Consider the following 12,854-nt stretch of genomic DNA (forward strand, 5'->3'; position numbering starts at 1 on the left):
GTCGTCTGGATCTGCATGCCGACCACCTGGCCCGACACCGTGATTCCCACACCGCCGTTACAGCCCGCCGAGATCGGCCGTGCGAATCCCCGCGGCCAGCGTGACGTCGATGGCGTTGTCGATTCTCGCGGCGCAGCGGGTGAGTGCATCGTCGGATCGCTGATCGCCCCACCATCGGAGCATCATCGCGGTCGAGGCGAGAATGCCGACGGGATCGGCGATTCCGCGTCCGGCGATGTCGGGGGCCGCACCGTGGCTGGCTTGCGCCATGGCCTTGGTCGACGAGCAGTTCACCGAACCTGCCATTCCCAGCGATCCCGCCAACTCGCCTGCGAGATCGGAGAGGATGTCGCCGAAGAGGTTTTCGGTGACCAGCACGTCGAAATCCGCGGGCCTGCGAACCAGCAGTGCTGCCATCGCGTCGACATGCTGCTCGTCGACGTCGACGTCAGGGAAGCCCACCGCCACCTCGCGGCACGCATCGCGGAAGAGGCCGGTCGTGAGTCGTAGAACGTTGGCCTTGTGCACGATGGTGACATGCCGTGAGCGTTGCCTCGCGAGTCGGAATGCCTCTCGAGCGATTCGACGACTCGCCTCACGGGTGACGACTCCGACCGCGAGCGCAACATCGGGCGTCGGCATGAATTCACCACTCCCGACGGCCATGTTCCGGTCGGCGTACAGCCCCTCGGAGTTCTCCCTCGCGATCACCACGTCGATGTCGGGAGCGGTTGCGGCCACACCGCGATAGGCCCGACACGGCCGGATATTCGCATACAGCCCGAACCGCTTACGGATCACCGCACCAGGCGTCAGCATCCCACGGAACTCCTCGGGATATCCGGCCGAGTCGTGTGGGCCGAGAATCCACACGTCGAGTTCGTCGAGACCCTCGAGCGCCGATTGCGGTGTCGGCGTGCCGTACTCGGCTATTGCGTCACGACCGAGAGGCAAAGTCACCCAATCGAATTCGATGTCTTCGCGCGCACCTGCCGCAACCGCCACGTCGACGGCGATCGGCACGATCTCCGGCCCGATTCCGTCGCCGTCGAGTACACCGATCGCCAATCGACTGTCGCTGCTCATCTCGCAAATATTGCCAGAACGCTTGACAACTCTGCCGAGCCACCTCAGCATAGCTAGAAACCGAATGACATTCGGTTTGGCCCTCAACGCCGCAGGCCAGCCGCCATTCTCTTCGACGACGCTCTCGTAGCGTCGCTCTCGAAAGGCTCCCCATGAGCACTGCCGATCCATCCCGAGTCGCCACTCCACCTGCCGCTGTCGATTCGCCACCACCAGCAGGCATCGATCTCAAGCAGGACGCACTCGGCGCACCGTCGATTGCTTTCATGGTGATCGCGGCGGCGGCCCCGCTGACCGTGATGGCGGGCGTCGCGCCCCTGGCCCTGGCCATCGGCGGTGTCGGCGCGCCGGTCGCCTATCTCGCCGCTGGAATCAGCTTCGCAGTGTTCGCGGTGGCGTTCATGGCCATGACCAGGGCCACCGGCGGCAAAGGCGCCTTCTACTCCTACATCACGCTTGGACTCGGTCGGGTCGCGGGACTCGCATCAGGCTTCCTCGCAGTCGTCTCATACAACGCACTCCAGATCGGCGTGTACGGCCTCCTCGCCGTTCAGACGCACGACGCCATCTCGCGGGTGCTCGGCGTCGACATCCCCTGGCCCGTACTCGCACTCGTCGCGATCGCGATCGTGTGGTTCGTCGGCCGTCGCGGAATCGACGTCGGGGCGCGATTCCTCGGAGTCCTCCTCGCCCTCGAAACCGGCATCCTGCTGGTTCTCGCCGTCGCGATCCTCGTCAAGGGCGGAGCGCACGGTATCGAGTTCTCCACCTTCACTCCCAAGGCGATCTTCGCTCCGGGAATGGCAGGCGTGCTGGCCTTTGCGTTCGCGGCGTTCATGGGATTCGAGTCGACGGCCCTCTATCGCTCCGAGGCTCGCGACCCCGACCGCTCCATCCCCCGCGCGACCTACTGGGCAGTCGGCTTCATGGCGATCTTCTACTGCTTCATCGTCCAGGCATTCGGCGCCGCTCAGGTGCAGCAGGCCGCGGGCGACGACGTCGCCGACCTCTTCTTCTCCGCCATGACGACGTATGTGGGCACCTGGGCGACCGACGTGATGTCACTGCTCATCGTCACAAGCGCTCTGGCGTCGCAGATCGCGTTCCACAACGCCATCAACCGCTACACGTATGCACTCGCACGCGACGGCGCGCTGCCCCGCATCCTCGATCGCACTCACCCTGTGTACAAATCCCCTTCTCGCGCAGGCAATCTGCAGACCATCCTCGCCGCCGTCGTCATCGCGGCGTTCGGCCTGGCCGGTGCAGATCCCTACTATCAACTCCTACTGGTCCTCAACACCCCTGGAATCGTGGGAATCATTGCGCTGCAGGTGATCACATCGCTCGCTGTGGTCGCGTACTTCGTGCGCAAGCACTACGTCGGGGCCGAGCGGGTCGGACTGATCGCGGGAGTCCTGAGCACCATCCTTCTCGGCCTCGCATTGCTACTACTCGTGGCAAACATCAAGCTGCTGACCAACATGGGCACCGCGGCCAACGCGGCACTTGTCGGCAGCGTGGGAGTCGTGTTCCTCCTCGGAATCGTTGCGGCACTCTACTTCCGCGCCCGGGTGCCACGCACCTATGCCCGCATCGGTGGCCTCTACGACGACCCGCACGCCGACACCGAACGCTGACACCAGGGACCCGAAGGCGCAGTGGCACAACTCAATCACGTACCAGACCACACTCAACGACGTACGCAGGGACGACAATGACACAGCGAGCCGACACGGTGATTTTCGCCAAGACCATCCACACCCTGACAGGGGAACAGGGCCACAGCGCCGTCGCCATCTCCGACGGGCGGATCTGCGCACTAGGGGATGCGGATTCGCTGGCCACCTACATCTCTGCGTCAACTCAGATCGTCGATCTGGGAGCGCGACACTCACCCCCGGCCTCATCGACGGACACATCCATCCTGTTCTCGGACTGGACATTTCGGCCGGCGTCGACCTCTCGGGCGTCGAGAACCTCGATCAACTCGTCGAGGCTCTGCGGACCGCCCCGGTCGTCGACGGCTGGGTACGGGGCTGGGGCCTCGATCCCAACGCGTTCGGTGGCCGACCCGTCACGTCCGACGTGGTGGTGACGGCGGTGGGACCCGACCTGCCCGCCCTGCTCTACCTCTTCGACGGTCATTCAGCACTCGCCACGCCGGCGGCACTGCGCATCGCGGGCATCGATGGCCCACGGACATTCAGCGGCAACGCCGAGATCGTCTGCCAGGACGGCATTCCCACGGGCCACCTGCTGGAGCTGGAAGCGGTCAGCGTCGTTTCCGCGGTCGTACCGCCCGAGTCGGCGCAGCAACGCCGACAACGCCTCACCGAACTCCTCGGCTCCATGGCTGCGGCCGGACTGACATCAGCGAACGCCATGGATTTCGAAGGCGACAGCGGCGAGCTCGTCACCGCACTCGAAGCCGACATCGAGCTTCCCATGCGACTCCGCTTCGCTCCGTTCTGCATGCCCGGCACTGACACCGAGCAACTCGATCACATCGTCGAACTGCAGCGTCGCGGTGGCAGGCGGTGGCGTGTCGACGGCGTCAAGTTCATGGTCGACGGGACCATCGACGGTGGCACCGCGTGGCTCGAGACTCCCGACTCCCATGGCGAATCAACCGCACCGCTGTGGCCGGACCCGGCGGAGTACCGACACGCGCTGCGCTACTTGGCACAGCGAGGTGTCCCCACGGTGACCCACGCGATCGGCGACGCCGGAATCCGTTATGCACTCGACAGTCTCGCCGATCTACCCGAGCTCCCGTCCGGCGCGCGACATCGGATAGAACACATCGAGACGCTCCCCGACGACCTCGTCGACCGTTTCGCGCGGCAAAGCGTTGTCGCGAGCATGCAGCCGACCCATTGCACCCACTACACGCGCTCCGACCACTCCGACAACTGGTCGGAGAGACTCGGCGCCGAACGTGCCGACCGCGCATTCCGCACGCGCGACATCCGTGACGCGGGAGCGATCCTCGCGTTGGGGTCGGACTGGCCGATCGCCCCCTTCGATGCCCGTTCGATCATGGCCGACGCCCAGCTCCGACGCCGCGCGGGACATCTCGACGACGCTCCGATCCTTCCCGGACAGGCACTCACCGCGCGCATGGCGCTCGAGGGCTATACGAGCCACGCCGCACGAGCGCAGGGCGCGAGCGACGCGGGTGCCATCGCGGTGGGCTGTCGCGCTGATCTCACCGCGTTTGCCGTCGATCCGCTCCGGTGCCTGCCCGACGAACTCGCCGACGCCCCGATCGTGCTCACCATGGTCGGAGGCGACGTGGTGCATCGCGCCGACCACGTCGACGCCTGACCCGCTTGAGCGTCGAGGCAACGGCGAGCATCAGGCATACGGCGAGTCACTAGGCTTACGGAATGCCCCGCCCGCGCACACCGATCCTCGATCCGAACACGATTGCCCGAGCGGCACTCGACGCGCTCGACGCCGACGGCTCGTTCACCATGCCCGGGGTTGCGAAGCGCCTCAACGTCGCGGTGTCGTCGCTGTATCACCATGTGGCGAGCCGCGAGCAACTCCTCGAGCTCATCCGCGGGGTGATCGCCGAGGAACTCTCGGTGTCGATCGAGTGGCCGGAGGACTGGCGCGAGGTGGTTCGAGAGTGGCTGATCGGCTACCGCGCGGGCTTCGGTGCCCACCCCGAACTGGTGCGGGCACTCACGGCGCAAACGGTCCGCGCACCCGAGGTGCTGCGCGGCTACGACCGATTGGCGCAGAAGCTCGTCGACGCCGGGTTCCCGATCGACCGGGTGCTGCACGTCATCACGTTTCTCGACACCATCGCACTCGGGTCGGCGCTCGACGTCGGCGCACCCGAGGAGGTGTGGTCGGCCGACGGCGTCGCTGCTGACAGCACCCTCGGGCGTGCGCTGTCAGCAGCACCGACGGGACGCGTGCGCGCTGACGAAGCGTTCGAGCTGACCGTCGACTTGGCCGTCATCGGCCTCGAGACCGAACTGGCCCGCGTGTCGCAGAATTGACAGCTCTATTGCAGGACTGCGTTCCTCAGTGCGCGGCGTCGTCCCACGAGCGACCGAAGCCGACCGAAACCTCCAGTGGCACAGACAGATCGATAGCATTGCCCATCTCTTCGCGAACGACCTTCTCGGCTTGTTCGCGCTCACCCTCAGCCACTTCGACGACGAGTTCGTCGTGGACCTGGAGCAACATGCGGGAGGCAAGTTTCTCGGCGACGAGTCGCTTGTGCACGTTGATCATGGCGACCTTGATGATGTCGGCAGCCGTGCCCTGGATCGGGGCGTTGAGCGCCATACGCTCTGCCGCCTGACGCCGTTGCCAGTTGTCGCTGTTGAGGTCGGGCAGATAGCGGCGTCGACCGAAAAGCGTTGCGGTGTACTCGTTTCGGCGTGCCTCGACGACGACGTCATGAAGGTAGTCCCGCACGCCACCGAAGCGGTCGAAGTAGGCCTCCATCTGCTCCTTGGCCTCGTCGCGACTGATCCGCAGCTGCGCCGCGAGCCCGAACGCCGAGAGTCCGTACGCGAGACCGTACGACATCGCTTTGACACGATGCCGCATATCTGTGGTCACCGCGTCGATCGGCACTCCGAAAGCTCGTGACCCGACGAAGTTGTGGAGGTCTTCTCCGGTGTTGAACGCCTCGATGAGGCCCGCGTCGCTTGAGAGGTGAGCCATGATGCGCATTTCGATCTGGCTGTAGTCAGCCGTCATGAGGGTCTCGTATGGCTTGCCGGTGCCGCCGGGTCCGTTGTCCGAGCCGACGACGAATCCGTGGCGGATCTCCCGCCCGGCCTCGGTACGAACCGGAATGTTCTGCAGGTTGGGTTCGGTCGACGACAGCCGACCCGTCGCCGCGACGGTTTGGTTGAACGTCGTGTGGATTCGGCCGTCGTCGGCCACCGACTTGAGAAGACCGTCGACGGTCACCTTGAGTCGGGTGGCATCTCGGTGTTCGAGCAGATACGCCAGGAACGGATGCTCGGTCTTCTCATAGAGGGTCTGCAAAGCGTCGGCGTCGGTCGTGTAACCGGTCTTGGTCTTCTTGGTCTTGGGCATGTCCAGCTTGTCGAACAGCACCGTCTGCAATTGCTTGGGCGAGCCGAGGTTGATCTGCTCGCCGATCACCTCGTAGGCGGCCTCTGCGGCCGTCCGGATGCGCTCGGAGAACGTCTCTTCGAGCTGACCGAAGTGCTCGACGTCGACCGCGATGCCCGATGCCTCGAGGTCGGCGAGCACGAACAGCAGTGGCAGTTCCATCTCGGTGAGCAGCGGTTTGGAGTCGATGCGGTCCAGCTCGGTGTCGAGGGTGTCGGCGAGTTCGGCGACAGCCCGCGCCTCGAGCATCGCCTGCTCGGCGATCTTGCCCGCGCCCCCGTCGTCGTCGAGGAGCGAGAGCTGCCCGGAGTCGGCGCCATCGTCGGCTCGCAGTTCGCGTCGCAGGTAGCGCAGCGCGAGATCGTCGAGGTTGAAGGTTCGTTGGCCGGGCCGCACGAGGTAGGCGGCGAGGGCGGTGTCGCTGGTGACACCGGCGAGCGTCCACCCACGAGACCGCAGCGCGTGGATGGCCCACTTCGTCTCGTGGAGGGCCTTGTCGATGGTCGAGTCGGCAAACCATTCGCCGAGCGCCTTCTCGTCGTCGGGCCCGAGCACCGTGACGTCGACGTAGCCCGACGTACCGTCGGTCGCGGCGATCGCGACGCCCGTCACGTCTGCGCCGACGACCTGGTGCGGAGCGGTGACGGTGAGGCCGCTGCGGCCGGTGCGGGCGTGCGCGTCGAGCCAGTCGCGAACCTCACCTTCGCCGAGGACCGACCCGTCGAGTTCAAACCCTGATTCGGCCTCCGGTTCGACGGAACTGAGCGTCGAGAACAGACGATCGCGCAGAACACGGAACTCGAGGTCGTCGAAGAGTTGGTGGATGCGGTCGCGGTCCCAGCCGACCATCGCCAGTTCGTCGGGCGTGGCAGGCAATTGCATGTCGCGGACGAGCTCAGTGAGCTGGCGGTTCGTCTGTACCGAGGCCAGGTGCGTGCGCAATGCGTCGCCGACCTTTCCCTTGACCTCGTCGACGTGATCGATGAGTGAGGCGAGAGAGCCATACTCGCGAATCCACTTCGACGCCGTCTTCTCCCCCACGCCCGGGATGCCGGGCAGGTTGTCGCTCGGGTCGCCGCGCAGCGCCGCGTAGTCGGGATACTGCGTGGGTGTGAGTCCGTACTTCTTCTCGACCTCTTCAGGGGTGAAGCGGGTCAGCTCCGACACGCCTTTGCGCGGGTACAACACCGTCACCGAGTCGTCGACGAGCTGCAGCGAGTCCCGGTCGCCGGTGACGACGAGAACCTTGTAGCCCTCCGCTTCGGCCTGCGTTGCCAGCGTCGCGATGATGTCGTCGGCCTCGTAGCCCTCGATCGCCATGACGGGGATTCCGAGCGCGTCGAGCACCTCTTTGGTCAGATCGACCTGACCGTTGAACTCGTCGGGCGACTTGGATCGCTGCGCCTTGTACTCGGGAAACATCTCCGAACGGAAGGTCTTGCGCGAGACGTCGAACGCCGCTGCCACGTGTGTCGGTTCCTCGTCGCGGAGCAGGTTGATCAACATGGAGGTGAAGCCGTACACCGCGTTGGTCGTCTGGCCGGTCGCGGTTTTGAAGTTCTCGGCAGGAAGCGCGAAGAACGCCCGGTAGGCCAGCGAATGCCCGTCGAGCAGCATCAACGTCGGTTGACGCTTACCTTTGCCACCCTTCTGACTCGATCGCGACGACGTCGACGGCGCGGCCTTGCCGTCAGCGGGTGTGCCGTCGGAACTCTTCACGGGTGCACTTTGCGCAGGACTCACACCGCCGAGTCTAGTGACGCCCCCCGACACGCCTCATCCCCGGCAACCCATCCCCGGCAACCCCGCGGACCCTTGACGAAACCTCAGCCAGGCGCGCTGCGGTACATCGGCCACACCGTAGGTCCGTTCTCCGGCAACGTCACCTCGGCGGTCACCGTGAAACCGAATCGCTCGTAGAGTGGAATATTCGCCTCGTTGGAGCTCTCCAGATACGCCGGGCCGTCGACCGACTCCATCCCGGTGCGCAGCAACGTACTTCCGACGCCGCGCCCGTGCACTGTGGCGCCGACGAATGCCAGATACCAGTGCGGTTCGCGCGGACGGTATCCCGCGAACATCTCCTCGATCTGTTGGCCGCGACGGTACCGACCGCCCAGTGCCGACAGGAACCGCGGCACCGCCAACAGTTGGCGGCCGCTCGAGGGGTGAAATCCCGGCGGGTCCCACACCGCGGCGCCGACGGCCCGGTCATTCTCGACGCACACGTCTATACGTCCCCGTGACCCGTGACCCGCGGTCAACAATGCGCGATACAGGGCCGCGTACCGGGTGGTGTCGGGTTGCAACCACCGCATCACCGGGTCGTCGGCAAACGCCTCTCCGAGTATCTCGCTGACGAGCTTGTTGTCCGTTGAGCCCTCGATGGCGTAGGCGGTCACCGCGTCAGGCTACGCCGAGATACGCCTCACGCACCGCATCGTCGACGAGTAGCTCTTTGCCCGGCCCCTCTTTCAGGATCGTGCCGGTCTCAAGGATGTAACCCCGATCGGAGCGGCTCAAGGCCTGCTGCGCATTCTGCTCGACGAGCAGGATCGTGGTTCCCTCCGCGTTGATCTGCGCGATGATCGAGAAGATCTGTTGGATCACCATGGGCGCCAAGCCCATTGACGGTTCGTCGAGCAACAGCAGATTGGGACGCGCCATCAGCCCTCGACCGATCGCGAGCATCTGCTGCTCGCCGCCGGACATGGTTCCGCCGTATTGCTTGCGCCGTTCCGCCAACCGCGGGAACAACTCGAAGACCTGGTCGAGGGCCTGACTGTAGGCAGCCTTGGACTCGAATTTCCTTCCATAGCAACCCATGTCAAGATTTTCGAGCACCGTCATTCCCGGGAAGATGTGTCTGCCCTCGGGAACCTGGATGATTCCCCGTGACACTCGCTCGTGCGGGGCAAGCTTGGTGATCGACTCACCATTGAACTTGATGTCGCCCTGACTGAGTTTGAGCAGACCGGAGATCCCGCGCATGGTGGTCGATTTTCCCGCGCCGTTGGCTCCGAGGAGAGTCACCAGCTCGCCCTCGTCGACGTGTAGCGAGATGCCGTGCAGCGCTTGGATTCGGCCGTAGTGAATGACGACGTCGGTCATTTCCAGCACCGGCGTCTTGATGGTCGTCGCGGCCGAATCCTTGCTGAGGTCAGGCGATTTGGTCATCGGGAACTCCCAGGTAGGCGGCGACGACCGCGGGATTCTCGCGAACCTCGCGCGGTGAGCCGTCAGCGATCTTGCGGCCGAATTCGAGGACGACGATGCGATCGGTCACGCCCATGACCAAGCGCATGTCGTGCTCGATGAGCAGCACGGTGTAGCCGTCCTCGCGGATCTTCTGGATCAACTCCATCAGCGCGGACTTCTCGCTCGGATTGAAGCCGGCCGCAGGCTCGTCGAGGCACAGCAGCTTGGGTTCGGTGGCCAATGCCCGAGCGATCTCGAGACGACGCTGGTCTCCGTACGGGAGATTCGACGCCTTCTCCGCCGCGCGGGCACCGATACCGACGAACTCGAGCAGCGCCATCCCGCGGTCGACGGCGTCGTGTTCTTCTCGGTACAGCCGCGGCGTGCGCATGATTGCTCCGAAGACCGACGTCTTGTGCCGGGCATCGGTGCCGACGGAGACGTTCTCCAGCGCGGTCATCTCACCCCAGAGCCGCACGTTCTGGAAGGTACGCGCGATCCCCTTGCGAGTGATCTTGTGCTGCGACATCTTGCCGAGCGGCGCACCGTCGAAGACCACCGTTCCACGCGTCGGACGATAGACGCCCGTAATCGCGTTGAAGCACGTGGTCTTGCCTGCGCCATTGGGTCCGATGAGGCCGAGAATCTCGCCGCGCTTGATGTCGAACGTGACGTCGTCAAGTGCCGCCAGCCCACCGAATTCGACGGTCAAACCGGTGACCTTCAGTAGCGGTTCACCCTCGGCAGTTTCGATGTTCCGTTGCGGCGCAACAGCTTCGGCGACAGCTTCTGGATCGGCGAGTTGCGGGTCGACCGCTGCCGGGTCGACGACAGCCGTCGACTCGGGGTCGGCGAGCACCTCCTCGACCTGTTCGACGTTGTCTGGGACCTGTTCGACGCTGTCCGGCCCGGTCTGCGCCTTGCTGATGTCGACACGCGGAGTGGTGTCGTCGGCGCGATCGTCCGCGGCGTCGTCAGGTGTCCTGTGCGTCATGCGTGCGCCTCCTCGCTTCCCGACGGTAGCGGGTTGGGGTTACGACGGACAGCGGCATAAACCTTGCGACCGAAGGTCAACAGTCGCGCTCGTGCCGGGAACAGGCCTTGCGGCCGGAAGATCATCAGCACCACGAGGGCGATGCCGAAGAACAGGTACTTGAACTCGCTGAGCGACTGACCGCCCACCTCGATGCCCTGCACCCGCGCAGGCAGGTAGACGATGATGAACGCGCCGGCGATCACGCCGAGCTTGTTGCCCTGTCCGCCGAGCACGACGGCACAGAGGAAAAGCATCGAGTTGATGACCGTGAACGCCTTGGGATCGACGTACTGCACCTGGCCCGCGTAGACGGCGCCCGACAGCCCGCCGATACCCGCGCCGATCACAAACGCCCACAGCTTGTACTTGAACGTGGGCACACCCATGATCTCGGCGGCGTCCTCGTCTTCACGAATCGCCACCCACGAGCGTCCGACGCGGCTGCGTTCCAGATTGCCGATGACGATCAACACGAGGATCACCGCGACGATGCCCAGCCAATACCACCAGACCCCGTAGTTGGCGGTCGGGCTGTTGTTGCCGACGGAGAACACACCGTCGGGATGCTTGTCCGACCGCCCGAGCTCGGGGAACAGGACACCCTGCAGGCCCGACGCGCCGTTGGTGATGTCTGTGAGGTTGTCGGCGAGCAGACGCACGATCTCGCCGAATCCGAGTGTGACGATCGCCAGGTAGTCGCCTCGCACGCGCAAGGTCGGGGTACCGAGGACCAACCCTGTGAGTCCGGTGATGATGATCGCGAGTGGAACGCATGCGAGCCACGCCCACGGCCCCGAGAAGAAGCCGTGATCTTCGCTGTTCCACAACGGACTCGCCGGACTCGTCAGCAATGCGACGACGTAGGCGCCCACCGCGTAGAAGCCGACGTAGCCGAGGTCGAGGAGACCCGTCTGGCCGACCACGACGTTGAGTCCGATGGCGATCAATGCCGTCATGGCGAACGTCGCCATGACCACACCGAAGTTGGTTGCCGTCGTCGTGATCAGTGGCGGTTTGATGACCGGAAGCAGCGCGAGAAGAATGATGAGGGGGACGCCGAGTAGCCACTGCTGTACGCGAGGCAGGCTGTCCCACCAGGTGCGAATACGGTCGCCGAGACCGCGCGGCGGCGGCGTGGTCAATTGCGTCGACGACACTTTCGCTGACGCCACGCTGTCTGACGCCTCATTGTCTGATGTCGTCATACCCGCGCCTTCCCCAGCTTCTCACCGAGTATTCCGGTTGGACGGAACATCAATACGAGGATCAGGAGAACGAACGCGACCACGTCCTTCCACTGATTTCCGAAGAGCACGGAACCGTAGTTCTCCATCACACCGAGCAGCAAGCCTCCCAAGAGCGCGCCACGAACGTTGCCGATTCCGCCGAGGACCGCGGCGCAGAACGCCTTGATCCCGAGGATGAAGCCGCCGTTGTAGACGATGTTGGTGGGTACACGCAGCGTGTAGAGCAGCGCCGCAGCGCCTGCCAGCAGACCACCGATGAGGAAGGTCACCAGGATGATGCGATCACGGGAGACACCCATCAGCAGCGCGGCATCGGGATCCTGTGCCACCGAACGGATCCCACGTCCCAGACGGGTCTTGTTGATCATGAAATCGACGCCGAGCGCCAGCACCAACGCCGAGCCGATGATCACCATCGTCATGTTGAACACCGGGGCGCCGAAGATCGTGAACTCCTTCACGGGCTCCACGAGGCGAATCGTCGGTTGTGCCGTGGAGCCGCCGAGTGGCGGGTCGACCGGGAACTTCGGCAGCACGTAATGCACGAATTCCTGCAGTACGAACGACATTCCGATCGCGGTGATGAGAAACGCGAGCGGCTTCGCGCCGCGTCGACGTAGGGGCCGATACGCGACGAACTCCAGTCCGACCGCCGCTCCGCCCGCCACGATCATGCCGCACAGCCCCGCGAGCACGAGATAGACGACCGTCATCACCGTTCCCTCGGAGTACGTGTTGCCCGAGGGCGTGAAGCCCAACAACAGCAGTCCGATGTAGGTGCCGAACATGCCGAGCATGAAGACCTCGGAATGAGCGAAGTTGATCAGTCGGAGCACGCCATAGACGAGTGTGTAACCCACCGCGACAAGCGCGTACACCGATCCGTAGGTCAGCCCCTCGATGGTCAGGCCCCAGAAGCCGTCGAACAGCGCGTGATAGTCGAATCCGATGGTGGATGCCACTGCGGTCGACGTCTGTGCCACCAGAAGTGTGGTGGTCATACGATCCCCTCAATCGTCGAAAAGTCGCAGACACGAACCGCGCCCCCCCCGGGGGGGGGGGGGCCGGGGGGGCGTGGGTTGGGGGAATTAAATTCCGGCTAGAAGCCCGGGTTGGGGGTGGGGGTGTAGAGCAAGGCGGGGGACCGGGACGATTGGGGGCGACCGGGGCGCGCG

10 protein-coding genes are annotated in these 12,854 nt (G+C 64.8%); 3 read left to right on the top strand and 7 right to left on the bottom strand.

All coding sequences use genetic code 11. The features are described 5' to 3' along the window. Positions 1-57: 57 nt before the first annotated feature. The gene (locus A5777_RS18115) at positions 58-1,086 is read right to left on the bottom strand and encodes an isocitrate/isopropylmalate dehydrogenase family protein (RefSeq protein ID WP_064863708.1); all 1,029 of its coding nucleotides are present in this window, start codon (positions 1,084-1,086) and stop codon (positions 58-60) included. A 152-nt stretch (positions 1,087-1,238) separates the two neighbouring features. Between A5777_RS18115 and A5777_RS18120 the strand changes: the two genes are divergently transcribed. The 3 genes from A5777_RS18120 to A5777_RS18130 all read left to right on the top strand — a co-directional run bounded on the left by A5777_RS18120 (position 1,239) and on the right by A5777_RS18130 (position 5,102). Beyond that, positions 1,239-2,726, top strand: coding sequence for an APC family permease (locus A5777_RS18120; RefSeq protein ID WP_064863709.1), 1,488 nt, complete (start codon positions 1,239-1,241; stop codon positions 2,724-2,726). After that, positions 2,686-4,416: an amidohydrolase gene (locus tag A5777_RS18125; RefSeq protein ID WP_231894572.1), complete on the top strand. Its 1,731-nt coding sequence runs from the start codon at positions 2,686-2,688 to the stop codon at positions 4,414-4,416. Before A5777_RS18120 ends, A5777_RS18125 begins: the two co-directional genes overlap by 41 nt. A gap of 62 nt (positions 4,417-4,478) precedes the next feature. Beyond that, entirely contained in the window at positions 4,479-5,102 is a 624-nt protein-coding gene (locus A5777_RS18130; RefSeq protein WP_005208730.1) for a TetR/AcrR family transcriptional regulator, read from the top strand. A 25-nt stretch (positions 5,103-5,127) separates the two neighbouring features. Here the strand turns inward: A5777_RS18130 and polA are convergent, their stop codons facing one another. The 6 genes from polA to A5777_RS18160 form a co-directional block, all read right to left on the bottom strand. After that, positions 5,128-7,941 carry a DNA polymerase I gene (gene polA / locus A5777_RS18135; RefSeq protein WP_039856922.1) on the bottom strand — a complete coding sequence of 938 codons (2,814 nt, stop codon included), beginning with the start codon at positions 7,939-7,941 and terminating at the stop codon, positions 5,128-5,130. Between the two features lie 83 nt (positions 7,942-8,024). After that, positions 8,025-8,600 carry a GNAT family N-acetyltransferase gene (locus tag A5777_RS18140; protein WP_005208738.1) on the bottom strand — a complete coding sequence of 192 codons (576 nt, stop codon included), beginning with the start codon at positions 8,598-8,600 and terminating at the stop codon, positions 8,025-8,027. Between the two features lie 4 nt (positions 8,601-8,604). Further along, positions 8,605-9,375 carry an ABC transporter ATP-binding protein gene (locus A5777_RS18145; RefSeq protein ID WP_005208739.1) on the bottom strand — a complete coding sequence of 257 codons (771 nt, stop codon included), beginning with the start codon at positions 9,373-9,375 and terminating at the stop codon, positions 8,605-8,607. Beyond that, the gene (locus tag A5777_RS18150; protein WP_039856923.1) at positions 9,359-10,390 is read right to left on the bottom strand and encodes an ABC transporter ATP-binding protein; all 1,032 of its coding nucleotides are present in this window, start codon (positions 10,388-10,390) and stop codon (positions 9,359-9,361) included. Before A5777_RS18150 ends, A5777_RS18145 begins: the two co-directional genes overlap by 17 nt. Next, positions 10,387-11,637, bottom strand: a complete 1,251-nt coding sequence (locus A5777_RS18155; RefSeq protein ID WP_005208743.1) for a branched-chain amino acid ABC transporter permease — start codon at positions 11,635-11,637, stop codon at positions 10,387-10,389. The genes A5777_RS18150 and A5777_RS18155 overlap by 4 nt, the downstream gene beginning before the upstream one ends. Next, complete coding sequence (locus A5777_RS18160; protein WP_005208745.1) at positions 11,634-12,680, bottom strand: branched-chain amino acid ABC transporter permease; 1,047 nt, start codon at positions 12,678-12,680, stop codon at positions 11,634-11,636. The genes A5777_RS18155 and A5777_RS18160 overlap by 4 nt, the downstream gene beginning before the upstream one ends. Positions 12,681-12,854: the final 174 nt, after the last annotated feature.

The organism is Gordonia sp. 852002-10350_SCH5691597 (assembly GCF_001665715.1).
In the GTDB taxonomy this organism is placed as follows: Bacteria; Actinomycetota; Actinomycetes; order Mycobacteriales; family Mycobacteriaceae; genus Gordonia; species Gordonia sputi.

What these genes read in the sequence shown, in the direction of transcription:
- A5777_RS18120 (WP_064863709.1), top strand. Translation starts at nt 1,239, where the DNA reads ATGAGCACTGCCGATCCATCCCGAGTCGCCACTCCACCTGCCGCTGTC.
- A5777_RS18130 (WP_005208730.1), top strand. Translation starts at nt 4,479, where the DNA reads ATGCCCCGCCCGCGCACACCGATCCTCGATCCGAACACGATTGCCCGA.
- A5777_RS18115 (WP_064863708.1), bottom strand. Translation starts at nt 1,086, where the DNA reads ATGAGCAGCGACAGTCGATTGGCGATCGGTGTACTCGACGGCGACGGA.
- A5777_RS18155 (WP_005208743.1), bottom strand. Translation starts at nt 11,637, where the DNA reads ATGACGACATCAGACAATGAGGCGTCAGACAGCGTGGCGTCAGCGAAA.
- A5777_RS18160 (WP_005208745.1), bottom strand. Translation starts at nt 12,680, where the DNA reads ATGACCACCACACTTCTGGTGGCACAGACGTCGACCGCAGTGGCATCC.
- A5777_RS18150 (WP_039856923.1), bottom strand. Translation starts at nt 10,390, where the DNA reads ATGACGCACAGGACACCTGACGACGCCGCGGACGATCGCGCCGACGAC.
- A5777_RS18145 (WP_005208739.1), bottom strand. Translation starts at nt 9,375, where the DNA reads ATGACCAAATCGCCTGACCTCAGCAAGGATTCGGCCGCGACGACCATC.